This window comes from Kamptonema formosum PCC 6407, assembly GCF_000332155.1.
Lineage (GTDB): Bacteria > Cyanobacteriota > Cyanobacteriia > Cyanobacteriales > Microcoleaceae > Kamptonema > Kamptonema formosum.
This window is the reverse complement of record NZ_KB235899.1, coordinates 30,124-51,899: the sequence shown is the minus strand read 5'-3', so window position 1 is coordinate 51,899 and position 21,776 is coordinate 30,124. Positions and strand designations below refer to the sequence as shown.

Annotated in this window: 17 protein-coding genes; 7 read left to right on the top strand and 10 right to left on the bottom strand. The window is 44.5% G+C overall.

The window, feature by feature from the left end:
* The first annotated feature begins 154 nt into the window (after nt 1-154).
* On the top strand, nt 155-997 hold the full coding sequence (locus OSCIL6407_RS0104790; RefSeq protein ID WP_007355806.1) for a Uma2 family endonuclease: 843 nt from the start codon (nt 155-157) through the stop codon (nt 995-997).
* Nucleotides 998-1,048: 51 nt separating this feature from the next.
* On the opposite strand, the gene OSCIL6407_RS0104785 is transcribed toward OSCIL6407_RS0104790, so the two are convergent.
* Genes OSCIL6407_RS0104785 through OSCIL6407_RS0104775 form a run of 4 tightly spaced genes read right to left on the bottom strand, consistent with a single transcriptional unit; the run spans nt 1,049 to nt 3,873 of the window.
* Nucleotides 1,049-2,746 carry a DUF262 domain-containing protein gene (locus OSCIL6407_RS0104785; protein ID WP_007355807.1) on the bottom strand — a complete coding sequence of 566 codons (1,698 nt, stop codon included), beginning with the start codon at nt 2,744-2,746 and terminating at the stop codon, nt 1,049-1,051.
* A complete protein-coding gene (locus tag OSCIL6407_RS37665; RefSeq protein WP_267879529.1) occupies nt 2,724-2,852 on the bottom strand; it encodes a hypothetical protein in 129 nt (42 codons plus the stop codon). Before OSCIL6407_RS37665 ends, OSCIL6407_RS0104785 begins: the two co-directional genes overlap by 23 nt.
* Entirely contained in the window at nt 2,849-3,067 is a 219-nt protein-coding gene (locus tag OSCIL6407_RS0104780) for a hypothetical protein (protein WP_007355808.1), read from the bottom strand. Before OSCIL6407_RS0104780 ends, OSCIL6407_RS37665 begins: the two co-directional genes overlap by 4 nt.
* Nucleotides 3,067-3,873, bottom strand: a complete 807-nt coding sequence (locus OSCIL6407_RS0104775; RefSeq protein ID WP_019486972.1) for a TIGR00297 family protein — start codon at nt 3,871-3,873, stop codon at nt 3,067-3,069. The genes OSCIL6407_RS0104780 and OSCIL6407_RS0104775 overlap by 1 nt, the downstream gene beginning before the upstream one ends.
* A gap of 20 nt (nt 3,874-3,893) precedes the next feature.
* Between OSCIL6407_RS0104775 and OSCIL6407_RS32235 the strand changes: the two genes are divergently transcribed.
* Entirely contained in the window at nt 3,894-4,325 is a 432-nt protein-coding gene (locus OSCIL6407_RS32235; protein ID WP_007355810.1) for a VOC family protein, read from the top strand.
* Here the strand turns inward: OSCIL6407_RS32235 and OSCIL6407_RS0104770 are convergent.
* Nucleotides 4,255-4,920 (bottom strand): esterase/lipase family protein, encoded by a 666-nt coding sequence (locus OSCIL6407_RS0104770; RefSeq protein WP_007355811.1) that lies wholly within the window; start codon nt 4,918-4,920, stop codon nt 4,255-4,257. The genes OSCIL6407_RS32235 and OSCIL6407_RS0104770 overlap by 71 nt on opposite strands.
* A 74-nt stretch (nt 4,921-4,994) precedes the next feature.
* A complete protein-coding gene (locus OSCIL6407_RS0104765) occupies nt 4,995-5,627 on the bottom strand; it encodes an esterase/lipase family protein (RefSeq protein WP_007355812.1) in 633 nt (210 codons plus the stop codon).
* Between the two features lie 397 nt (nt 5,628-6,024).
* Between OSCIL6407_RS0104765 and OSCIL6407_RS0104760 the strand changes: the two genes are divergently transcribed.
* Complete coding sequence (locus OSCIL6407_RS0104760) at nt 6,025-6,453, top strand: hypothetical protein (protein WP_007355813.1); 429 nt, start codon at nt 6,025-6,027, stop codon at nt 6,451-6,453.
* 148 nt (nt 6,454-6,601) lie between these two features.
* Here OSCIL6407_RS0104760 and OSCIL6407_RS0104755 read toward each other — a convergent pair whose 3' ends face one another.
* A complete protein-coding gene (locus OSCIL6407_RS0104755) occupies nt 6,602-7,720 on the bottom strand; it encodes a tetratricopeptide repeat protein (RefSeq protein ID WP_007355814.1) in 1,119 nt (372 codons plus the stop codon).
* An 83-nt stretch (nt 7,721-7,803) separates the two neighbouring features.
* Nucleotides 7,804-7,959 carry a hypothetical protein gene (locus OSCIL6407_RS35205; protein WP_019486970.1) on the bottom strand — a complete coding sequence of 52 codons (156 nt, stop codon included), beginning with the start codon at nt 7,957-7,959 and terminating at the stop codon, nt 7,804-7,806.
* Nucleotides 7,960-8,478: 519 nt separating this feature from the next.
* On the opposite strand from OSCIL6407_RS35205, the gene OSCIL6407_RS0104745 reads away from it, so the two are divergent.
* From OSCIL6407_RS0104745 to OSCIL6407_RS0104735, 3 genes are all read left to right on the top strand, one after another.
* A complete protein-coding gene (locus OSCIL6407_RS0104745; RefSeq protein WP_007355816.1) occupies nt 8,479-11,079 on the top strand; it encodes an adenylate/guanylate cyclase domain-containing protein in 2,601 nt (866 codons plus the stop codon).
* Nucleotides 11,080-11,153: 74 nt separating this feature from the next.
* Nucleotides 11,154-12,593 carry a cyclic nucleotide-binding domain-containing protein gene (locus tag OSCIL6407_RS0104740; protein WP_007355817.1) on the top strand — a complete coding sequence of 480 codons (1,440 nt, stop codon included), beginning with the start codon at nt 11,154-11,156 and terminating at the stop codon, nt 12,591-12,593.
* The gene (locus tag OSCIL6407_RS0104735) at nt 12,590-13,669 is read left to right on the top strand and encodes a substrate-binding domain-containing protein (RefSeq protein ID WP_234708756.1); all 1,080 of its coding nucleotides are present in this window, start codon (nt 12,590-12,592) and stop codon (nt 13,667-13,669) included. The genes OSCIL6407_RS0104740 and OSCIL6407_RS0104735 overlap by 4 nt, the downstream gene beginning before the upstream one ends.
* 111 nt (nt 13,670-13,780) lie before the next feature.
* Here OSCIL6407_RS0104735 and OSCIL6407_RS0104730 read toward each other — a convergent pair whose 3' ends face one another.
* A complete protein-coding gene (locus tag OSCIL6407_RS0104730) occupies nt 13,781-15,253 on the bottom strand; it encodes a pentapeptide repeat-containing protein (protein ID WP_019486969.1) in 1,473 nt (490 codons plus the stop codon).
* 161 nt (nt 15,254-15,414) lie between these two features.
* Here OSCIL6407_RS0104730 and OSCIL6407_RS0104725 point away from each other — a divergent pair, with 161 nt between their 5' ends.
* Nucleotides 15,415-15,693, top strand: coding sequence for a TRADD-N-associated membrane domain-containing protein (locus OSCIL6407_RS0104725; protein WP_007355091.1), 279 nt, complete (start codon nt 15,415-15,417; stop codon nt 15,691-15,693).
* 271 nt (nt 15,694-15,964) lie between these two features.
* Here the strand turns inward: OSCIL6407_RS0104725 and OSCIL6407_RS0104720 are convergent, their stop codons facing one another.
* Nucleotides 15,965-20,707, bottom strand: coding sequence for a glutamate synthase-related protein (locus OSCIL6407_RS0104720; protein WP_007355092.1), 4,743 nt, complete (start codon nt 20,705-20,707; stop codon nt 15,965-15,967).
* Nucleotides 20,708-21,776: the final 1,069 nt, after the last annotated feature.

The following is a 21,776-nucleotide window of genomic DNA, read 5'->3' as shown; positions in this document are numbered from 1 at the left end:
TACTTGTATCCTATAAACAAGCTTACTGCTATGTCCCACTGGGAACTCCGCAGTCGAGCTTATAATTGTGTCGCAGATAAGGTGTAATACATCATATAATAACCACAAAGTACCGCAAGTTTCTCATGTATGTCAACCCCTTCTTATAGCTGACATGACCCAAAGCATCAACCCTACAACATTACCCCCAGCCTTTCCCGATCGCACGCAACTACCTGACTCCGACGGCACTTTTGTACACAACTTCCAAGAACATCCCCAGAGTATCCTACTCACCGACTCCCTGGAAACTACACTGCAAACCCTCCACCCCGACGGACAATTTGCGATCGGGCAAGATTGTGGCATTTACTGGCGCGAAACCGAGCCTCCAGAACGCGGAGCCGAAGCCCCTGACTGGTTCTACATTCCCAACGTTCCGCCCCTAATAGATGGCGAAATTCGCCGCTCTTATGTGTTGTGGCGCGAGTATATTGTGCCATTAATTGCCATCGAATTTGCGAGTGGAAATGGGGCTGAAGAAAGAGATAATACTCCTTTATCTCGCTTACCAGAAGGTGTTAACCAGAAACCCGGAAAGTTTTGGGTATACGAGCAGATTATTCGCATTCCTTACTATGCAATTTACATCATTAAAACGAGTGAATTGGAAGTCTATAACTGGGTGAATACTCGCTATCGCCGTTTGCAACCAAACGATCGCGGACATTACCCGATCGACCTGATGGGAGTAGAGTTAGGAGTGTGGGAAGGTAGCTATCAAAATCAGCATCAACGATGGTTACGTTGGTGGGATAGTGAGGGGAATTTGTTGCTAACTGGTAGCGAACAATCTAAACTCGAACGCCTCAATACTGAACAGGAACGCCAACGTGCCGATCGCGCGGAGCAAACTCAACGGGATGCTATTCCGCAACTATTGGCAATGGGTTTAACTGTAGAGCAAGTAGCTCAAGCGCTGTCGCTGTCGGTGGAAGATGTGCAGAGATTGGGGTAAAGAGAAAAGGGGGTAAAGTGTGATCGCACTGGGATCGCCTTGTTATGCCATTTAGCAATTATCCATAATGAAGCGGATAATTTTGTCTTTCCTGTGTTGTATGATTTCCTTGCTCCATACCCCATTCTCGCGGACTAAACTCTGAATTTCTCTTTGCTGTTCATTGTGCGTATAAGTTGCCAATTTTTCGGCAAACTGAATATTTCCCACCGCGCAATTATGTGACTTGGATAACAATAGATAGTTGCCTAAGCAATTAAGGTATTGATTTCTAAGCTCCTCATCGTAATCTTCATAACCATGTGGTTTTATCTCAGGTTCAGTTGTTGGAGCGATATGTTCTAGTTCTGGACTGATGATTCTGTCAAATCGAGTAGGGGAATAACCGTTTTTACCTTGTTGCTCTAAATGAATCTCATATTTCCAGAGCAGATATTTTGCAACTAAATGATGTATTCCCCTTTGGAGCGATTCTTTGAGCTTTTCATTATTCCAATAACCCCACCACCATTCCGATGTTGTTTTCATCCCTTCTATGCGTTCTATTATCGGGCGAATATCTTTGTTGCTTTCGGTGAAATTCTCAAATACATCCTTGATTCTTGATGTTATATCAGCGCGAGTTCCGATCGAACGGTGACGAAGCAACAAATTCTCCAACGACGAACATAGCGCTCCTATATCATTGATAGGCAGATCGTATTTATATGCCTTGATGATAAACGGAAGTGCAATGGCGATACCTCCAAGTTTTATCAGTGTTATCAAGGAATGTATGGCAAAGTTCTCGCGTTCATGTTTGCCAAAAAAACTGGATAGATGCTCAAAACTTCTCGAAAGTGATGTTGTAAAGGATTTGATAAAATCAATTGAAGTTTCTTTTGATAGATTTTTGTTTATTTTATCAAGAGCATTGATTTCCCCAAGTGAATTAAAATAGACTTTTAAGGTATAAAGTAAAACATCGTCTTCATTGATGTTGTATTCAATTGAAGAGATTGATTTATAGATTTTCTCAAAACGATTCTTGATTTCTTCTATCAGCGCATTTCGATCGTCATTGCCATACAGATGCACGTTGTACATAAATTTAGCTTTGACAATTTCCAGATTAGAAGGTTGCTTCCCTCTATCATTCTGGAATATAAACATCTGAATAGCTTCAGATTCGCTTTTAACTGGATGAGTGGTGCAAGTGGATTCGCTAATTATAGAGAGCATTTTTCTCAGATATTCTTCAGGTTTGCTCGATAGTTGTTGCTTGAAGAAATCAAATGCTCTAACAATACGGCGTGCGGATTCGGTATCGAGGGCATTACGATCGAGTTTCGTTTGTTCGATTACATAGTCGATGAATAACTGATTGTCGTAATCCACAGTAGAAAAACGTATGGCACTGCGCCGTTTAACCATGTCTTCATAGCAAGTTTCTTCATCTTCGCTTAGATTTCCGATCGCTTTCAGCTTGGCAAAAAGAGCCGATAAAAATATCACAATGGTTGTCAGCCGTTGTTGCCCGTCTATCACATAAAATTCTTGATTTTTTCCTTCAAAAAGGAAGTGACCAAAATAATACGGGCTATCAGCATTGCTTTTACTGTATTCTTCCAAGTCTGACAGAAAGACATCAATCTGAGTAGTCCTGTCTGTCTTTCCATCGGGGGTATCCCATGAGTACGCACGCTGATAGGATGGTACAACTATTTTGTTACCAGCCATCATTTTTCTAATCGTTGTTGATGCTTCCATAATTCAAACCACCTTCAGTATGAACTACTATTATCTTTTGTTCCTGAACCTGTTCTGGTAGCTCAGCAAACAATTTACGAAATTGAGTAGTTGTACGAGATTTCACAATGTTTCTGGATCTAAATCTTGGGTTTGGCCTGCACGGTGTTCAGCCATCGCCTCGGCTGCAAGCTTAGCCAACAGATTTGGCGATCGCGCAAACGACTCCTCCCAACGACGATCATCTTCAAGTTCTTCTAATATTATCGTTGCGATCGCATCTTGCTCATTAGAAGACAAACTTTTCAATCGAGCGATCGCACGCTCCAGAAACTCAGTCATCACCAAATATAACTCCAGGCTAAAGCTAATAACACCGCAACGATCGCGCCGATCGCAGTATTGAAAATATTAACCACTTCATTCGTTAACCAGTCAAACTTAGATTGCAACGTCGCACCAATTACACTCTCTATATTAGTCGCAACAAAAGCAGCAACTACACAAAATATTAATCCTGTCAAATCAATCAAACCAACGGCCCAGCCCAGAAGTGCGATCGCCACTGAAGCCACAATTCCCGCCAATGTACCCTCTAAACTTACCGCCCCTTCTGTCCCTCTGGGTACGGGTTGCAGCGTAGTAATCAGAAAAGTCCGCTTACCGTAAGCTTTACCGATTTCACTAGCGCAGGTGTCGGAAAGCTTAGTGCTAAAACTAGCCACGTAGCCTAACATTAATAGCGCAATAACCCCCTTAAAATCCCCTGCGTAAGAGGGGGGCAAAATACCCACGATAAACACGCCCAAGGCGCAAAAAGCAGCGATCAGAGCAGAACCCCAGACATTCTCCGGCCCTCTAGCGCCGGAACGCTTTTCTGCAATACCTTCGGCCTCTTTTTGGGCTAAGCCAACGCGGGTAACGGCCGATCCGAGTAGAAAATAAAACATTACCACCACATATCCTTGCCAACCCAAACAGCCCCAGATGAGTACGCCCAACAGCCAAGCGTGAAATAACCCTGCGGGAGTGAGTAACTTTTTGGGCGAGAGGTTAGCGATCGCGAGTAAAACTGTATTTAGTGCGATCGCTACCACCCAAGGATTGAATAACAATGAATAATTAAAGAGGAATTCAGAGTTCTGCATTTTGACGAATCCACCTAATTATGAACCAAGTTATCTTTCATCTTGCCTTCCCCGTTACCGATATTGCCCAGACAAAAGCCTTTTACAGGGATGGCTTGGGCTGCGAAATCGGTCGCGAAAGCCCTAATTCATTAATTTTAAGTCTTTGCGGTCATCAAATCGTCGCCCACATCAGTCACGAACCGCTAACGCCCCAACGCGGTATCTACCCCAGACACTTTGGGCTGGTTTTTACCTCTGAGGCCGATTGGGAAGCATTATTAGAGCGATCGCAACAAAAGGGATTACAATTCTATCAAGAAGCTAAAAGGCGATTTGTGGGTTTACCTACAGAACATCGCACTTTCTTTTTAATAGATCCCTTTCACAACATACTAGAGTTTAAATATTACCGCGAAACTGAGGCGATTTTTGGTCATAGCGAATATGCCCAGGTTGGGGATGCGGTTTAATTGGTGCTGCCAATGCTTCAGCAACCGCCTCTAAACTCTTGCTGTGTCTGACCATATTGCCATGAGCAAAAATCGGTAATTTTAACTCTTTACCCACTGGTATTTGCGAGCTAGTAGCTGGAACAATGATGAAATCCCAATCAGTCCAGATTGAGGTAAAATTTATCTGTTCTAGCATAGAGATATCTCGATTTAAGTCTTCAATAAAAGCACTTTTGGGGCGCATCTGTACGCAGCCTTTTCCCCAAAGACTATAGGCCATCCAAGTGCCGTTATGAGGGGCAGAGATAGCGATAAACCTCTGTACTCGGTTAATTCCACCTAATCGCTGTACATAATAGCGGCTGACTAAACCACCCATGCTTAAGCCAACTAGATCGAATTTCTGTTCTAAGCCAAAGGTTCGATCTGCATAATCTGCTACTCTGCCCGCTAATTCATCAAGCCCGACATTGCCGTAATTAGGAGTGAGATTTAAGCTATATACCTGCCAACCTAAGTTGGTTAAATAAGCAGACATTCTCCGAAAAACCTTTGAGTTTACGAAGAGTCCGTGAATTAGTAACACTGGGTTGCGGTCGCGATCGCTGTTCATTTTTCAATTAATTAATAGGTAAACCTATATAACAAACGATTAACAGTTAACAGTTAACAATTAACGATTAACAGTTAACCATTAACATTTTTTTGAATATTTAACTCCTTAACTGGTGCTTCTAGTTCTTGAACTATTGCTTGTAAGACTTTGGGATCGCTCTTCATCAAAGAGTGCAGCAAAACGTTGTATTTAATCTCTTTACCTATAGGCATCTGGGAACTTTGAGCGGGGATAATCATGCCATCAAAAGGAGTCCAGATTGATGTAAAATTGATATCTTGCAGCATAGCAGCATCATAATTCAAATCCCGCAAAAAACTACTAGCCGGACGCATTTGCACGTACCCAGGTAGCCCGCGAGAGTAAGCAGTTTGGGTTCCGTAGTGAGGGGAAGAAATGGTGATAAAGCGTTGTACGCGCTCAATTCCACCTAACCGTTGCACGTAGTAGCGGCTGACTATGCCGCCCATGCTGAAACCGATTAAATCTAAAGGCTGTTTTGGCTTAAAGCTGGTATTAATGAATTCTGCGAGTTGCTGGGCGAGGAATTCAAGGCCGAGGCTGCCGTCGTTGGGGATTAAATCGAGGCTGTAGACTTGCCAACCCCGCTGGCTCAAGTATACTGTCATCGCGTTAAAAATGGCGCTTGTGTCCCAGATGCCGTGAATGAGTACGACTGGGTTGCGATCGCTTAAACTATCCATCTTGTTTTTATCATTGTTTCCTCATTCAAGCTTATACCTTCGCCAGAGTCGTTCGCAGACACTGTGGGACAGCTTATTAATCGGCTCAAAGTCGTAATTAGAAAGTAGCAGCGATCGAGGTAGAATAATTGAGTTATCTAGAACGGCAGAACGGCGGCGTTACGTCAGTATCGAAATTAAATGAAAATTAAGCGCTAATTCTGAGATAATTTGTTAACAAGTGCAAAGAAGCTCTGCACTTGCTGCCTGCAAGCTACCCACGCTAAGCATCAATACTTACTAAGGCTTTTATGTAAAGTTTGATGAATAAATATAGACAAAAGTTGCAATAGCTCTTAGTCTGACTTGGTTGTAAAGCTTGTAGACATTTCTCTAAAAAAAACAAGGAGTAAATGTAATGTTCGGATTTATCAAAAATTTGTTTGGTGGCATTTTTGGTTTTTTGGCTAGACTCTTAGGCATTAAGAAGTCTGAGTATTTCTTAGAATTGGACAAAGCCCCAGAAAACGGTTCAGCGAAAACTGAGTCGCCTTCAGCTAAGAAGCCTGAGCCTGTTGCTGCTCAGCCGTTGGTAGCAGTAGCAGCACCTCCAAAATCTGCAAAGTCGCAGAAGAAGGAACCTGTTGCCGCTAAACCTCAGAAGGCTGAACCTGCACCTAAGCCTGCTGTTGCTGTGACTAATGGTAAGGTTCCAGCTCAGGCTGCATCAACGATAACTTTTGCTCCCGATTATTTAATGCCAACACCGACGACAAACCGCAGGCTTCCCGGCCCCAACATGAACAATTTTCGAGATATGGCTCGCGGGATGAAAACCTCTAGGTAAGAGAGTTTTGAATTTTGAATTTTGAGTTTTGAGTTTTGGGTTGTTAGTCAATTCAAAACTCAAAACTTTTGTATAAACATTCTTCCTTCTCTCCTAGATAACTAAATTTTTCTTCCTTCTCTCCCAGATAACTAAATTTTTCTTCCTTCTACTTATTTTGACCTTGACTTTTGAGGAAAACTAGCACGCTGTACAATTGAAAAGCTGTATCCCAAGGACTTTCGGATTTGCGCTCAATGTCAATGTGGGATTTAAGTCGGCTTAACATTTGGGTATAATTTAAGGCTGTCTCTGCAAAGGGAGTAAATTCAGATGAGAGGTTGACGGATAGCTGCTGATTGAAGGTTTCTACTAAGTTGTTCCAGTTGATTCTGGCAGTATTTTGGGAGTTTTGAGTTTTGCTCTCTGACTCTTTTATTTTTTCGGCTGTAATGCCTTTTTGAAATTGATAGGTTTGGTCGCATAGCCGCAATATGCACTTTCTACTGGGTAGGTGCAAGTCCCAAATTTGGGCATAGTCTTGGGTGATTTCTTTATGGCGGAATTTTTCACTGCGTCGGTGGGGGGAGTAGTCCATAACTTCGATAAACAGGGGCAATAGTCCCTCGACGCACTGGCTCACTTCTGACCAGTTGAATGTGAGAGAGCCAAGCTGGTCGAGTTCGTTTTTGCAAATGGCGGTGGGTTGGGGAGAAAGGGACTGGAAATATTGGACTCGAAAGACTTGAATTTTTTGGATGTCGGCTAATGTGGCCCAGAAGACGGGAATGCCTGCGCTGAGTAGTTCTTCTCCATAAACCCGCAATTCTCCAACTGTGCCTGTTTTGTATAACCGCCAGCCCCGACTTTGGATTTGCGTCCGGGCAGTATAGGGGTCAATTTTGAGAATTCTACTTATATGTTGTATAGCGGCTGGTTTATTTTCTGGGCTGACGGGTTCTAGGATTAAGAGTCCAGGTTCGGCGTTGCGTGGGTCATTTTTAGAGAGTGCGATCGCATCTTTTCGTCGATTTTGTTCTATGGTTTCGAGCCGTTGGATGGCCTGACGGGTTTGAGCGACTATTTTAGGGCTAGTAGTGTCCCGTAGCAGTTGCCGATAAATTTTTTCGGCGGATTCTAGTTTGTTGGTAAGTTCGTAGTAGCGTGCAATATAGAACTTCACCCAGGGGTTTTCGGGAGAGTCTTTCTGTAGCTGTTTAAGCAATTGGGCCGCTTTTCGGTAGTCTTTGCCCTCAAGGGCGGAGGCAACCTGATTAATGTCATTCATGGGGTTGGAGGAAAGGTTTTCTGATTATATCTTGACTGATATTTGGTAGATTTCGCCAGTCCTCATCAGCGATTTAACTTTAGTTATTCAGGGGTGACAATCAGGCTAAAGCGGTGTTGGATAAGCTTTATAGCTTGTTGAGCGTGTTGAAACTCAGTTGAGCCGCAGATGCGACCAACCAGCCTAAAAGTTACTATGTCTTCTTCTAGTTCTACCTGTCTCTTGAGGACGATAAACATATTTTTCCTGTCCCTGAATATTGTTCATTTTTCCTTTTAATACTTACCAACTCTTCGTTTTTATTGTCTAAATTTTCCCTTGATTTCATTCCTAATTCTCTCGTCGTTGCAAGCTGTACCTTGTGATTTTTCCTAGTATTACTACGATTCCTACTCTGCCAAAATTTCCTATTTTAAAGTTAAGGATAATTTATCGACATCGGCAAAAACCTTTTGAAATCCCTTGACTTAAGCAAATCGATCTGATATATATGAAGTCAGTAAGATAATTTCATAAAAAAACTTAAGAAAGTCTAGATTAGAGTAAATATATTAGAGTAAATATAATTACTCGTCATCTTTACATGGAGCAGATACAGCATATTCCATGTATATGTGGTACACACAATCTTGTTGCTCTACGTAATTAGTTTACCAAGAGTTTTTCTACTCTACTTCATTAACCTGGAATATGCTGTAATTTCCTCAAAGAGAGGGAAGAAACAGATTAAGCATTCGCCCTCAAGATTAATAAAAAAGATGTTAAATCCCTTAAATCGCTTACATAAGTTCCGTAATGACTCACTAGGTAATCTCAAACTAGACCGCTGGACAATTCAATCCAAGCTGCAAGCATTGCTACTAGGAGTTAGCCTCGGTTCTGTAGTAGTAGTTAGTGGGATCGGTTGGTATCAAACACAAGCCACCCTCAGAAGCAAAATCGCCGAACAACTTGAAGGTATTAGCACCACCAAAGCCGAGCAGTTTGAGTCCTACTTTGAAAATTTGAACAATCAAGTGGGGATGCTGGCAGCAGACGGCAACGTAGTTAAAGCGATGGTAGAGTTGAATTCAGGCTATCGCATCTTGGAAAGCAACCTTATTCCCCCCGAATGGGATAAAGCTTTAGATACTTACTACAGCGAAAAATTTTTTCCTCGGTTGCAAAAGAATTTATCCCCGGAAGCAATAAACCCCAGTGTTTATATTCCCACCGGACAAGCGGCTCGCTATCTCCAGTATCACTACATTGCTTCTAATCCCAATCCTGTCGGCGAAAAAAACAAGCTCCTCGATGCTGGTGATGGCAGCGATTACAGCAAAGCTCATGCCAAATATCAACAATTCTTAGCAGAAATCATCGAAAGATTCGGCTATTACGATTTATTTTTGATTAACCATAAAACAGGGGATATCATCTATTCCTATTTTAAAGAGACAGATTTTGCCACCAGTAGGCTACAGGGTTTTTACTACCAGAGCTCACTAGCGGATTTAGTGCAGAAAGTCCAGTCAAATCCGACCAAAGGTAACATTCAGGTTGCTGATTTCAAACCTTACCGCCCCTCTTATAACGCGCCCGCCGCTTTCGTGGCAACACCAATTTATAGCGGTTCTAACATGATTGGCATCTTGGCAGTACAAATTCCCACTGACAAAATTGACCAGGCTATTAGCCGGAATAATAATTGGGAAACCAGTGGTTTGCAGAAAACAGGAGAAGCTTATTTAGTCGGGCCAGATGCCTTAATGCGTTCCACATCCCGTTTTTGGGTTGAAGACCCCAAAAAATATCAAAATATTGTTGGTAATACCGGGACTGATAAGAGAACTCTCGAACTAATGGAGAACTTCAAAACTACCATTGGCTTACAGAAAATCGACTCGACCGCCGCCCAAGCCGCCTTAGAAGGAAAACAAGGCATGATGGTAAATAGCAACTATCGGGGTGTAGAGGTATTGAGTGCTTACTCCCCTCTAAAGTTGAACGGGTTAAATTGGGCAATTTTGGCAGAAATCGAAGTGGGGGAAGCTTATAGTCCACTTTACAACTTACAGATAATTTTGTTGATTGCAGCAGCGCTTTTCCTACTAGGAACGGCATTTTTAGCCGCAATGGCAGCGAAAATTTTTACCACTCCCCTGCGTCGCTTAAGTGAAAATGCACGGAAACTTAGTGCTGGGGACTTGGATGTAGAAGTTGAGGTAAAATCCCAAGACGAGTTTGGGGAATTGGCAACAGAGTTTAAAGAGGTGGCGAACAAATTACGTCAAACTGAAGAGCAACTGCAAATCAAGGATCGGGAGAATAGTATTCTGTTGAATAATATCCTACCCAATGCGATCGCCGAACGCAGGAAACAAGGAGAGGAATCCATTGCTGACAACCTCAAGCAAGTAACCATCCTCAATGTTAATCTGGCGGGGATTTCTGAGCTCAACAAACGCCTGTCACCGCAAAAAATGACAGAATTACTTACCCAGCTATTTGATGACTTTGACTCAGCAGCAGAACGCTATGGGTTGGAACGACTAAACTCCGCGACTACAAGCTATATGGCAGTATGCGGGCTCACCCAAGCCAGGTTTGACCACAGCCAGCGAGCGGTTGATTTGGCCCTAGTCATGTTAGAAATCATCCAGCGTCTGAATGTTAATTATAATTCTCCCTTGGCTTTACGCATCAGCATTCATGCGGGTTCTGTCACAACAGGGGTAGTAGGAACAGAGAGATTTGGCTACAAAATTTGGGGAGAAACAGCCTATATAGCCAGCAGTCTCCAGAACCAGCCTAATTTGAACTATATTTTACTAACTCAAAGTGTCTACGAACGGATAGCAGATAGCTACACTTTCATCAAAAACCCGGTTGTCAAAATTCAAGGTTTTCCAGAAATAGAAACCTGGACACTTGTAACTATCAGAAAGTTAGTTCCCAGTCAGGTCGAGTTAGTTCAATCATCCTTTGAAAAAGTAAAGCCTATTGCCGATAAAGCTGCCGAACTTTTCTACCAACGACTATTTGAATTAAGCCCTTCTCTACGTCCTTTATTTAAGGGAGAGATGAAAGAACAGGAACGTAAGCTAATGGCTACCCTTGCTCTAGCAGTGGAAGGTTTGCGTCGGCCAGACCGGATTATCCTAGCCGTTCAAGATTTGGGTCGCCGTCATGCGGGCTATGGAGTCAAAGCTGAATACTACGATATTGTGGGCGAAGCGTTGCTGTGGACGTTAGGGCAAGGACTGGGTGTAGAATTTACTATACCAGTCCGAAAAGCATGGGAAGAAGCTTACACATTTCTGAGCGAAATTATGAAAGAAGCAGCAGCAGAAATTGAGTTAGAAAATATCGGTGTGTAAAGCAACATTCTAACTAATTGAAATCTGCTGAAAGATACTTAGAAATCTCTTTTTGTTGTTTGCAAAAAAAACTTATGGATAAATCACTTTTGGGATGGCTATTGCTTTTAGGTCTAGGATTCCCATTGTTAAGTATATTGCTGGGTGAAGCAGTTTCAAGATTGGAACGACAGCACCACCCATTAGCAATTGGTTTGCGTCAGGTGCGCGAGTATGTGTTACCTCCCTTAGCAGTGATTTTAGTAATCCGACAGGTTTTAAGGATCGGCGACCAAAATTCCTGGGCGCGTTTTTTAGAAACGTTAACTTGGGTTGCTGTTATTGTGGCGGGACTCTCTTTAATCAATGCCCTGCTGACCACAAAAAAGCAACCAATAAAAGGGCAAATTCATGTACCTAATCTGTTCTTTCAGATAGCCAGGGGGCTAGTGATTTTAGCCATTGGCTATCACATTATTAATGGAGTTTGGGAGATAAGTTTGACTGGCTTTAGTGAAGCTGTGGGGTTAGCTTCAGCAGTAATTGCCCTAGCACTGCAAGACACCCTCAGTAACCTGGTATCAGGATTACTACTGCTATTTGCCAAACCGTTTAGAGCAGGTGATTGGATTGAGATAGATGAAAAACAGGGACGGGTACTTGAGCAAAATTGGTGGTCAGTGACGATAGTAACTTCTGAGTGGAAATTAAACATTCCCAATGGAGTTTTGTCACAGGCAAGCATTATCAATTACGGTCAGGGAGCAATTTGGAAAAATATTTCCGCTAGCTTTTCTTATGATGATTCTCCTAATAAAGTGATGACCGCATTAAATAGTCTGATAGAGGGTATAGATGCGATCGAAGACAAAGGTTCGGCTGTGGTAAGTTCATACGAAGATGACCGTATCATCTACAACCTTTCCTACAAAATACTGCCTGAACAAGATGCTAACGTTTCTGGGCAACTTAAATCCCGACTTTATTATCTGACTAAACGTTATGGTTTTACTCTACCTTATCCGATGAAAGAGGAGTGCAGTCTCGATCTACAAGAATTGGCAACTTATTTGCAATCGCTGCCTTATTTCTCGACACTTAACGATCATCAGATTAACAAACTGGCTGAAAGCGTTACATTTAAAGCCTATGGCAACGGTGAGTTAATTATTCAGGAAGGTAAAGAAGATGAGGGGTTTTATATTATGTTTAAGGGTAGGGGACACGCTTACTTCAAAGATGAGAAAGGTGAGCGCCAGACAGTGGACAAGCTGGAACTTAACCAAGCATTTGGTGAAATGGCGATCTTTCCAGGAGAGGTAAGTCCGGTAACGACCGTTGCTGATGAGGATGTTGAGGTTGTGGTGATTCCCGCAGATGCAATTGTCCAAGCGATTGAGTCTAATAATAAATTTGCCTCTGAGATTCTTCAGTATATTGAAGAACGGAAAAAGATGATTCGACTTGCCAAAGGAATCAAAGATGGGGCGAGTCCATTAATTAGTAAAAATGGTCGGCGGGTGCAAGTAGAATGATGAAGATAACTAGAACAAAGGTTTACAGAAGTTGCTTATTTTTGAGCGGCATGATTTTACTATTAACAGCTTGCGCCCAAGGATCGACAACTTCAAAGGCAAAGATTGACAATAAGGCTAGTACAGAAAATAAATCGAAAGAAATCTTAGGTATTCAGCGGATCGAGAGTAAATTAATTAAATCTCCCTCAACCCAAGACTCAACTAAACAGAGTATTGTGCTACCGGGGGTAAATCCTCTGGAACTGGAGGGAACACTCGCAATATCGGGATCGCCGGTAGTTTTGCCGATTAGTCAGGCTATTGCTCAACGTTTTATTCAAGATGGCTATCCCAGCAAGATTGCGCTCTCTAGTATTGATACCGGAGTTAGCTTCAAGCTACTTTGTGAGGAGAAAAAGGTAGATATTGTCAATACGGTGCGCCCGATTACCAGTCAGGAGTTAGCGATTTGTTCTCAGTCAGGTATTGAGCCAATAGGCTTTCCCATTGCCATTGATGCAGTGACGATTGTAGTTAGTTCTCAGAATAAATTCGTCCCAAATAGTCTGACGCGCGACGAACTAGCAAAGGTATTTACTGTCGAAAAGTGGTCAGATGTAAATCCTAAATGGCCAGCGGAAGCGATTAAACGCATTATCCCTGCTGGGGTTAGTGCTGGAGGTGCAGTTGACCTATTTGCCCAAGCTATTCTTAATGGGAATGTCAGTCAAATTATTAATGCTCGCAATACGATATCTTATCACTTTGTAGAGCAGTTGCATTCAGAAGCTTTAATTAATCCCTACATGGTTGGCTTTTTAGAGTATGGTTCCTATAAACAAAATCGCGATAAGCTGAAGGCGATCGCGATTGATAGAGTAGATCCTTTCTTGCCAGCATATCCCCTCACTCGTTATTTGTACATTTATGTAGATGCTAAAGCGATTCGGCAACGACCGGAAGTAGAAGGATTTGTTAATTATTACTTGACCTATGTTAGCCCAGAAGTTCCTAGTTTGGGCTATTTCCCAGTTAAACTAACTGTATTGGATGAGTCAAAAATTAAGCTTTTGCAAGTTAAGAATAATCAATAGTTTTTGAAGTGCTGATTCTATTCCCTTATCCCCCTTATTCCCCTAACCATAGATCCAGCAGTTTAAACCACATCTAGGCCTAGAAATAGCGAAGCTGACACCGGGTTGGGATTAACGGCTGGTGGTAAGAGAGCGATCGCCTAGAGAGTCCTCAAAGATTGCGCCTCGTTTGATTAGGTCTTGTTTTATTTCTTTGGAAATCCCGTTGCTATAGCTGAAGTTGGCTTTTTTAACATTTGCAATACTCAGGTTGGCAACAATCAGGTTGGCACCACTCAGGTCAGCACCACTTAGGTCAGCACCACTCAGGTTGGCACCACTCAGGTTGGCACCACTCAGGTTGGCACCACTCAGGTTGGCACCACTCAGGTTGGCATCACTCAGGTTGGCATCACTCAGGTTGGCACCACTCAGGTCAGCACCAATCAGGTTGGTAACAATCAGGTTGGCATCACTCAGGTTGGCAACAATCAGGTTGGCACCACTCAGGTCAGCACCACTCAGGTCAGCACCACTCAGGTCAGCACCACTCAAGTTGGCACCACTCAAGTTGGCACCACTCAAGTTGGCACCACTCAAGTTGGCACCACTCAGGTCAGCACCACTCAGGTCAGCACGACTCAGGTTGGCACCACTCAGGTTGGCCCCACTCAGGTTGGCCCCACTCAGGTTGGCCCCACTCAGGTCAGCACCACTCAGGTCAGCACCACTCAGGTTGGCCCCACTCAGGTCACAATCACTCAGGTTGGCCCCACTCAGGTCACAATCACTCAGGTTGGCCCCACTCAGGTCACAATCACTTAAATCCGCATCTATTAGATTGGCATTAACCAGATAAGCATCGCTCAAATCAGCATCGCTCAAGTCAACACCGCGCAAGTCTCGCCCCTCAACTTTATTGGTACGAATATCCTCTACTAAACGCCATTTTCGTTTGCTGCTTTCGTCATCTTCTACGCTTTCCGTCAATATTTGGATATTTTGAACGGGATAACCATTAATTTCTGTTAGTTCTCCTGACTCAAAATCAGATAAAAGCATATCAATATCTTCTTGATTGCCTTCTATTACTATTTTGATACTGCCTGGTTTAATAGCTATGACTTTTATATTACTATTAGGATATTTTGTTGAAAAATCGGATTGCCAAAATGATAAGTCAGATTGAACGGAGTCGATCTCACCTTCTAAAGTTATAGCTGAGATGACTTCTTGATTTTCTCTATCAATAACTAAGATTTGACGGGTAATTATTTGCACAGAACCTTGCTCCGTTTCAAGATTAGGGAGAACTGTAATCTGACTTATTGGCCGATAAAAGAGATTTTTATTGGGCATTAGTTCGATAATATCTTCCCAGTTTAATTCTAGCTTCTCACATATTCTTTTGAATGAATCAGGTTGAATCGGCTTTCTACTAAAAAATTTGGTGACTGTACTGCGAGATATAATCTGCGAATTAGCAAAATTAATTTTTGAGTCAAACCCTAACCTGATCAAGCTACTGTTTGCTTTCTCTATACCTTCTTCAGAAGCAATACAAGTTAGTCTTTTCTTTTTTCCGCAGTGGTCAGGATTTGACATAAATTAGCTAAAACCTTAAAAGAAATTTTTAACGCGATCGCATCTCAATCATAAAACAATCATACATGAGCCAAAAGAGGTTGACAATATAATCATTGCCTAGTCAGGGTTTCAGATATTTAGCCTCACAGTAGAAGTATGAACTTGAGGTTAAAAAAGCTATGGACACCAATCACAACCCTGACCAGTACGACATTATCAAAGAACGCCTGCGCCAAGCACGCCTCAGTTTTAACTTAGCTCTGGCAACAACTGCAACTTGTGCCATTGTTGGTTTTGCTGGGGTTGGACTGATGCTATTAGGTAAAGCACCAGAGGGAGTTGTAACCACTACTGGCGGGCTGTCTGCTACCGTCTACTGTTTGAAACTGGCAAGAGATGCAAACGATCGCTTAGACGAACTGGCAGAAGATTTAACCGAGGGCGATCGCTCCCACTAGATCTAAATATAGCGAAGTTGTTACTAGCTGCAAACAGAGTATTGTCCTAGATTAAGGGCGCGGTCTGATAAAAAATGGCTGTAACCTTTACCTGGCAATGGTTTAAACTGCTACTTTGCAGCTTATATCAGCTTCGCTAGTTTTCGGGCTATTTCTGCGCCATCTACAAAAAAAACCCGCCTGCGCGGGTTAAATTTATATAGTCCGCGAAGGCGGACTTGGTTTGTGTAGCCGCGAATTCTATTCGCCAGGCCTTATTCGCCAGGTCTTATTAAGCCTTCACAGCAACCTTCTCAGTAGCATCAGCACTCGCTTCAGGAGAACTAGCTTCAGAAGGCGGTACAACTTGCCAGAACTTCGGCAAATATTCCGACCAATTAGCCAGAATATGCTTCGCCTTCTCCGAACCAGTGCGATCGCTATGATCCTGAATTAACTCTTTCAATTGTTGCTCCCCAGCAGGGGTAATTACCCGCTGAACTTTCACAATCTCAGGGTTGACATGATTGGGGAAACTGCCATCTTCATCGAGGAAATAGCCCAAACCGCCAGTCATACCCGCACCGACGTTACGGCCAACTGTACCCAAAACCACGACAACGCCACCAGTCATATACTCGCAACAGTGATCGCCAGCACCCTCGATTACCGCTTTCGCCATCGAGTTACGAACCGCAAACCGTTCCCCTGCTTTACCATTAGCAAACAGAGTTCCCCCCGTTGCGCCGTATAAGCAAGTATTGCCCACGATTACGTTTTGTGCAGGGTCATAAGTCGCACCAGCAGGGGGTTTGATCGCGATCTCGCCGCCGTGCATTCCCTTACCAACGTAATCATTAGCCTCCCCTGATAAGCTCAGAATCATCCCTGGCAAATTGAACGCGCCAAAGCTCTGACCCGCACTACCAGTGAAGTTGAGGTTAATTTGACCTTCAAAACCGCTGTTACCATGTTGAAGTGCGATCGCGCCACTGAGTCGGGCTCCAACAGTGCGATCGGTATTCACTAAGGGGATGTTTTTGGTAACGCTACCATGATTGGCGATCGCGGCCTGAATCTCAGCATCCGCTAACAAATTGTCATCCAACACTGGCCCATTGCTGTGAACGTCGCTATGTACTAAGAAACTGCGATCGCTCTTAGTATCAGGTAACTGCGTCAGACAGTCCAAATTCACAGCCTGAGTCTTAGTCAAATGCACGCCTTCGCGCATCTTCAGCAAATCAGCGCGACCAATAATATCATTGAGCGATCGGTATCCCAATTTTGCCAACAAACTCCGCACTTCCTCCGCCACAAAGTAGAAGAAGTTAACAACGTGCTCCGGCGTACCTGGGAAACGCTTCCGTAGGTGTTCCTGCTGAGTTGCCACCCCCACTGGACAGTTATTCGTGTGGCAAATCCGAGCCATAATACAGCCTTCTGCGATCATCGCCACCGAGCCGAAACCGTACTCTTCACCGCCCATTAATGCGCTCATGACGACATCCCAGCCGGTTTTGAAGCCGCCATCCACTCGCAACACGACGCGATCGCGCAGCTTATTCTCCATCAACACCCGGTGAACTTCAGTTAAACCCAGTTCCCAAGGAGCTCCCGCGTGTTTAATCGAAGACAGGGGCGAAGCACCCGTCCCGCCGTCGTGTCCAGAAATTTGAATCACGTCAGCATTCGCCTTGGCGACACCAGCCGCGACGGTACCGATCCCAACTTCTGCCACTAACTTGACTGAAACGCCAGCCTGGGGATTAATTTGGTGCAAGTCAAAAATCAACTGCGCCAAGTCTTCAATCGAGTAGATGTCATGGTGCGGCGGGGGCGAAATCAGCGTTACTCCCGGCTTAGAACGCCGCAAATAGGCGATATACTGGCTCACTTTCGGCCCTGGCAATTGCCCGCCTTCCCCTGGTTTCGCACCTTGTGCCATCTTAATTTCGATCTGCTTAGCACTCATTAGGTACTCAGGTGTCACCCCAAAGCGACCAGAAGCAACTTGTTTGATGGCAGAGTTGGCTTTGTCGCCGTTCCGCAAGCCCTGCAAGTGAGAGAAAGTCGGCGAAAGTCCAGCCTCACTCACATCATCCAACACTTTGTATCGCTTAGGATCTTCACCACCTTCCCCAGAGTTAGACTTCCCACCGATGCGGTTCATAGCGATCGCTAGGGTTTCGTGAGCTTCCGGCGACAGCGCCCCCAGAGACATCCCCCCCGTCGCAAACCGTTTGACGATATCCGCCACCGATTCTACTTCTGATACAGGAATAGCAGCGCGATCGCTCTGGAAATCCAACAAATCCCGCAAAGCAGTTACGGGCCGATGTTCCAACTGCTGCTTGTAAACCTCGTAATGTTCATAAGCGGAAGAAGGGGTAGAGCCAGAATTTTCTTCTCTTTCCCTAGTCCCTAGCCCCTCTCCCCTAGCCCCTTCTTTAAAGCTGGTGACAGCCTTATGTAGCGCCTTCGCCATTTCCGGGCTATTCATGTGATATTCACCGCCTGGCCGGAACTGGACAAAGCCATAATTTTCCAGTTTCTTACCGCTCAATTCGGGGAAAGCCTTGCTGTGGAAGGAAATCACCTCAGTAGCCAATTCTTTGATACTCAAGCCGCCAATCCGAGAAACAGTCCCCCGGAAACCCAAATCCAGCAAATCGCCACCAATACCGATCGCCTCAAAGATTTGCGCCGCTTGATAGCTAGACAGCAGCGAAATCCCCATCTTCGACATAATCTTCAGCAAGCCATCTTCTACCGCCTTGCGATACTTAGCCTGAGCCGCTGCTAAGGTAATCTTAGCCAGTTTTCCCCGCTCCATCAGAGCTTGAGTCTTGGAATCAGACCACCAATGGCCGACGCTTTCCAAAGCCAAATAAGGACAAATAGCGATCGCACCATAGCCAATTAAACAAGCAAAATGGTGAGTGCTCCAACACTGAGCCGTATCCACAATTAGCGAACCCTTCATCCGCAACCCTTCGCGGATCAAGTGGTGGTGAACCGCACCCACAGCCAGCATCGGCGGAATGTAGGTATATTCCGTACTTAAAACAGCAGAAGAAATTCCCCCTTCTTCCTTCGCCACGCGATCGCTGAGAACTATAATTTTCGCACCCGATCGGATCGCCGCCGCCGCCGCCTGACAAAGTTGCTTAACTGCGGCCTCCAAACCAGCAGGGCCTTGGGCGATCGCGTACAGCGTAGATAACTCCTTAACCGGGAAAGCTTCTCTACTCTTCAACCAAGCCAATTCCGCCTCATTCAATACCGGCGAATTAATCTTCAGCATCCGGGCATTTTCCGGCTTCGCTTCCAACAAATTCCCCCGTTCGCCCAACTGCATACTTAGAGACATCACCATCCCTTCCCGTAGCGGGTCAATCGGCGGATTTGTCACCTGAGCAAAACGCTGTTTGAAATAGTCATAAAGCAAATGTGGTCGCCCAGAAAGCACCGCCAGAGGAATATCATCCCCCATACAAAAAGTTGGTTCCTTCCCCGTGCTCGCCATATCCGCGATCACCATTTCCAAATCTTCCGCCGTATAGCCAAAAGCAGTTTGATGACGGAGTAAAGTCTGAGCATCCAGACTTGTACTCTGAGCAAAATCTCCTACTGGCATAGTCTGACGGTGTTTTTGCAACCATTCACCATAAGGATATGCCTTCGCAGCCCGCTGCTTAATTTCCCAATTTTTCAGAACTTCATTGCTATCTAAATCAACAGCAATCATCTGTCCTGGCCCTAAGCGGCCTTTTTCCACAATATCTGCTTCGGGAATATCCACAACTCCTGCTTCCGAAGCTACAATCACCAAGCCATCTTTAGTAATACAATAACGAGCGGGTCGCAAACCATTGCGATCGAGGGTAGCGCCTACCTGTTTCCCATCACTAAATACCAACAGCGCCGGCCCATCCCAAGGCTCTTGAATACCGCTGTAATATTCATAAAAATCGACAATTTCAGGATAGGGAGCCAAAGCTGGCTGATTTTTATAAGCCTCCGGCACCAAAATCATTAATGATTCTAAAGTAGAGCGGCCCGAACGCACCAGCAACTCCATGATATTGTCCAAATTAGCCGAGTCGCTGTTCTCCGCGTCAACTGTGGGCTTAAATGTAGGGACATCAGTATCAGCCCAATGCGGATGAGCTAAATCTGCTTCCCGCGCCGTCATCCAGTTGATATTGCCTAATAGCGTATTGATTTCGCCATTGTGACCTAACAGGCGCATCGGTTGAGCCAGAGGCCATCGCGGCATAGTATTCGTACTGAAGCGTCGATGATAGACAGCGAAGGGGCTTTTGTAAGCAGGATTGGTTAAATCCGTGTAAAATTCTCCCAACACGGCCGATCGCACCATACCTTTATAGACGATTGTGCGCGTTGAAAAAGAGCAAACGTAAAATTCTTTACGGGGAAAACCAGAACGCTGAAAAAGGGTTTCGCCAATAGTCCGGCGAGTAAGAAATAATTGTCGTTCCAGTGCATCTCCTTGCAATTTTTCAGAACTAACAATTAATTGTTCAATTTGTGGTTGATTTTCCCGCGCCTGTATCCCCAAAACTTCAGGTTTAACTGGAACTTCTCGCCAACCTACCAGATTTAAATTTTGATCTGCGAGGGTTTGCTCGACTACTTGGCGAGCAATAGCGGCGTTCTCTTTGTCTGGGGGCAAAAATATCATTGCCACGCCGCTGTTTTCCGGTTTCGGAGTCTGGATTTGCTGCTGTGCAAACCATTCCTGTAATAATTCCCAAGGGATGGCCGTCATCAAACCCGCACCATCTCCAGAATCAGAGTCAGCACTACAACCGCCGCGATGTTCCAGACAAGTTAAAGCTGGCAAGGCTTTAGCAATAATTTCGTGTGTTGCAACCCCTGTTTGATTGGCTATAAATCCCACCCCGCAGGCATCTCTCTCTTCCACTAGCCACCTTTGGCCCGGATAGGGAGTTCCTGAATTTTGGCCTGAATGTAGATCTCGGTTATGATTCACGCTCGTGTTACCCATGTCGATTGAATACTACTATTGCTGTGTTTGTTTGATTGAGTCTTTTGTACTTTTGGAAAGAGGGCTGCCAAGCGGTGGGAGAACGGTAAATCCTAAAACAGCAAAGAGCCAGAAAAATCGATAAAAATTCACTATTTGTGCTGCTATGACCTTGCCCAGAAACCCTACTCGCAGATCCTAATTATCCTGACAGGTAGCCTGTGAAAATGTTATACAGAATACGCTATGCGTGCAGTATTAATTAAAAATTAAAAATTAAAAATTAAAAATGAAAGAATTCAAGTTCTTAATTTTAATTTTGCATTTTTACTTTTTAATTGCAGTGCTGGCATCAAGCTTGCCCTTGAATGGTTCCCCGGCCTGCAAGCTAGGCATTCTGCCTGCTTAGTTAGCTAATAAAACAGGCTCGTCATTACTTTAGCCCCCTTTTGTCAACTTTGCCATTTCGCCGCTTGGCTGACCCCATAGACGCAAAATCCACCCGCCCTCTCTAGGGTAGGTGCAATCTCGTTCATGTCAGTGCGGGGATAAGTCAAACCTTCCCTTTTTATTATTTGACATTCCCAGGTCTAAATCAACCGAGATAGTTGGTTGAGTATGGCTGCTTTAGAAACAAAAACCTAATTTTTGAGTTACGGCCTGTTGATTTTCCCCAGGCGTTAGTGCAGGGGATTCTAAGAGGATGTTACGAAGCAGGCTAAAACCTGGTTTTTTTTCGCAATTCCTCTCTAGGCTTGAGCCGCAGGGTTGCCAAGGAGGTTTTTGAGGAAAAATGGTTCTGTTATGATACAACACTCAAGCAAAAAGTCAACATTATGCTTAAAAGCCTTGGGCTTTTCACTCGTTTTTTGGTAAAGCCTGCGATCGCGATCGCTCTTTGTTTAGTCGTAAACCAAGCCGCTAGAGGGGCAGAGGGGGCGGGGGGGCAGGGGGGCAGGAGGGGCAGGGGGGCAGGAGGGGCAGGAGGGGCAGGGGGGCAGGGGGGTAGAGGAGCTGAGGGGCAGAGGAGCTGAGGGGCAGGGGGGCAGGGGAGATGGGGGAGATGGGGGAGATGAGGAAGTTAAATCTT

Excerpts from the sequence above, each read along its gene's own strand:
- OSCIL6407_RS0104775 (WP_019486972.1), bottom strand. The coding sequence starts at position 3,873 with ATGCAGAACTCTGAATTCCTCTTTAATTATTCATTGTTATTCAATCCT.
- OSCIL6407_RS0104725 (WP_007355091.1), top strand. The coding sequence starts at position 15,415 with ATGGACACCAATCACAACCCTGACCAGTACGACATTATCAAAGAACGC.
- OSCIL6407_RS32235 (WP_007355810.1), top strand. The coding sequence starts at position 3,894 with ATGAACCAAGTTATCTTTCATCTTGCCTTCCCCGTTACCGATATTGCC.
- OSCIL6407_RS0104780 (WP_007355808.1), bottom strand. The coding sequence starts at position 3,067 with ATGACTGAGTTTCTGGAGCGTGCGATCGCTCGATTGAAAAGTTTGTCT.
- OSCIL6407_RS0104740 (WP_007355817.1), top strand. The coding sequence starts at position 11,154 with ATGGATAAATCACTTTTGGGATGGCTATTGCTTTTAGGTCTAGGATTC.
- OSCIL6407_RS0104770 (WP_007355811.1), bottom strand. The coding sequence starts at position 4,920 with ATGAACAGCGATCGCGACCGCAACCCAGTGTTACTAATTCACGGACTC.
- OSCIL6407_RS0104730 (WP_019486969.1), bottom strand. The coding sequence starts at position 15,253 with ATGTCAAATCCTGACCACTGCGGAAAAAAGAAAAGACTAACTTGTATT.
- OSCIL6407_RS0104720 (WP_007355092.1), bottom strand. The coding sequence starts at position 20,707 with ATGGGTAACACGAGCGTGAATCATAACCGAGATCTACATTCAGGCCAA.
- OSCIL6407_RS0104755 (WP_007355814.1), bottom strand. The coding sequence starts at position 7,720 with ATGAATGACATTAATCAGGTTGCCTCCGCCCTTGAGGGCAAAGACTAC.
- OSCIL6407_RS0104765 (WP_007355812.1), bottom strand. The coding sequence starts at position 5,627 with ATGGATAGTTTAAGCGATCGCAACCCAGTCGTACTCATTCACGGCATC.
- OSCIL6407_RS0104785 (WP_007355807.1), bottom strand. The coding sequence starts at position 2,746 with ATGGAAGCATCAACAACGATTAGAAAAATGATGGCTGGTAACAAAATA.
- OSCIL6407_RS35205 (WP_019486970.1), bottom strand. The coding sequence starts at position 7,959 with ATGTTTATCGTCCTCAAGAGACAGGTAGAACTAGAAGAAGACATAGTA.
- OSCIL6407_RS0104735 (WP_234708756.1), top strand. The coding sequence starts at position 12,590 with ATGATGAAGATAACTAGAACAAAGGTTTACAGAAGTTGCTTATTTTTG.
- OSCIL6407_RS0104745 (WP_007355816.1), top strand. The coding sequence starts at position 8,479 with ATGTTAAATCCCTTAAATCGCTTACATAAGTTCCGTAATGACTCACTA.
- OSCIL6407_RS0104760 (WP_007355813.1), top strand. The coding sequence starts at position 6,025 with ATGTTCGGATTTATCAAAAATTTGTTTGGTGGCATTTTTGGTTTTTTG.
- OSCIL6407_RS0104790 (WP_007355806.1), top strand. The coding sequence starts at position 155 with ATGACCCAAAGCATCAACCCTACAACATTACCCCCAGCCTTTCCCGAT.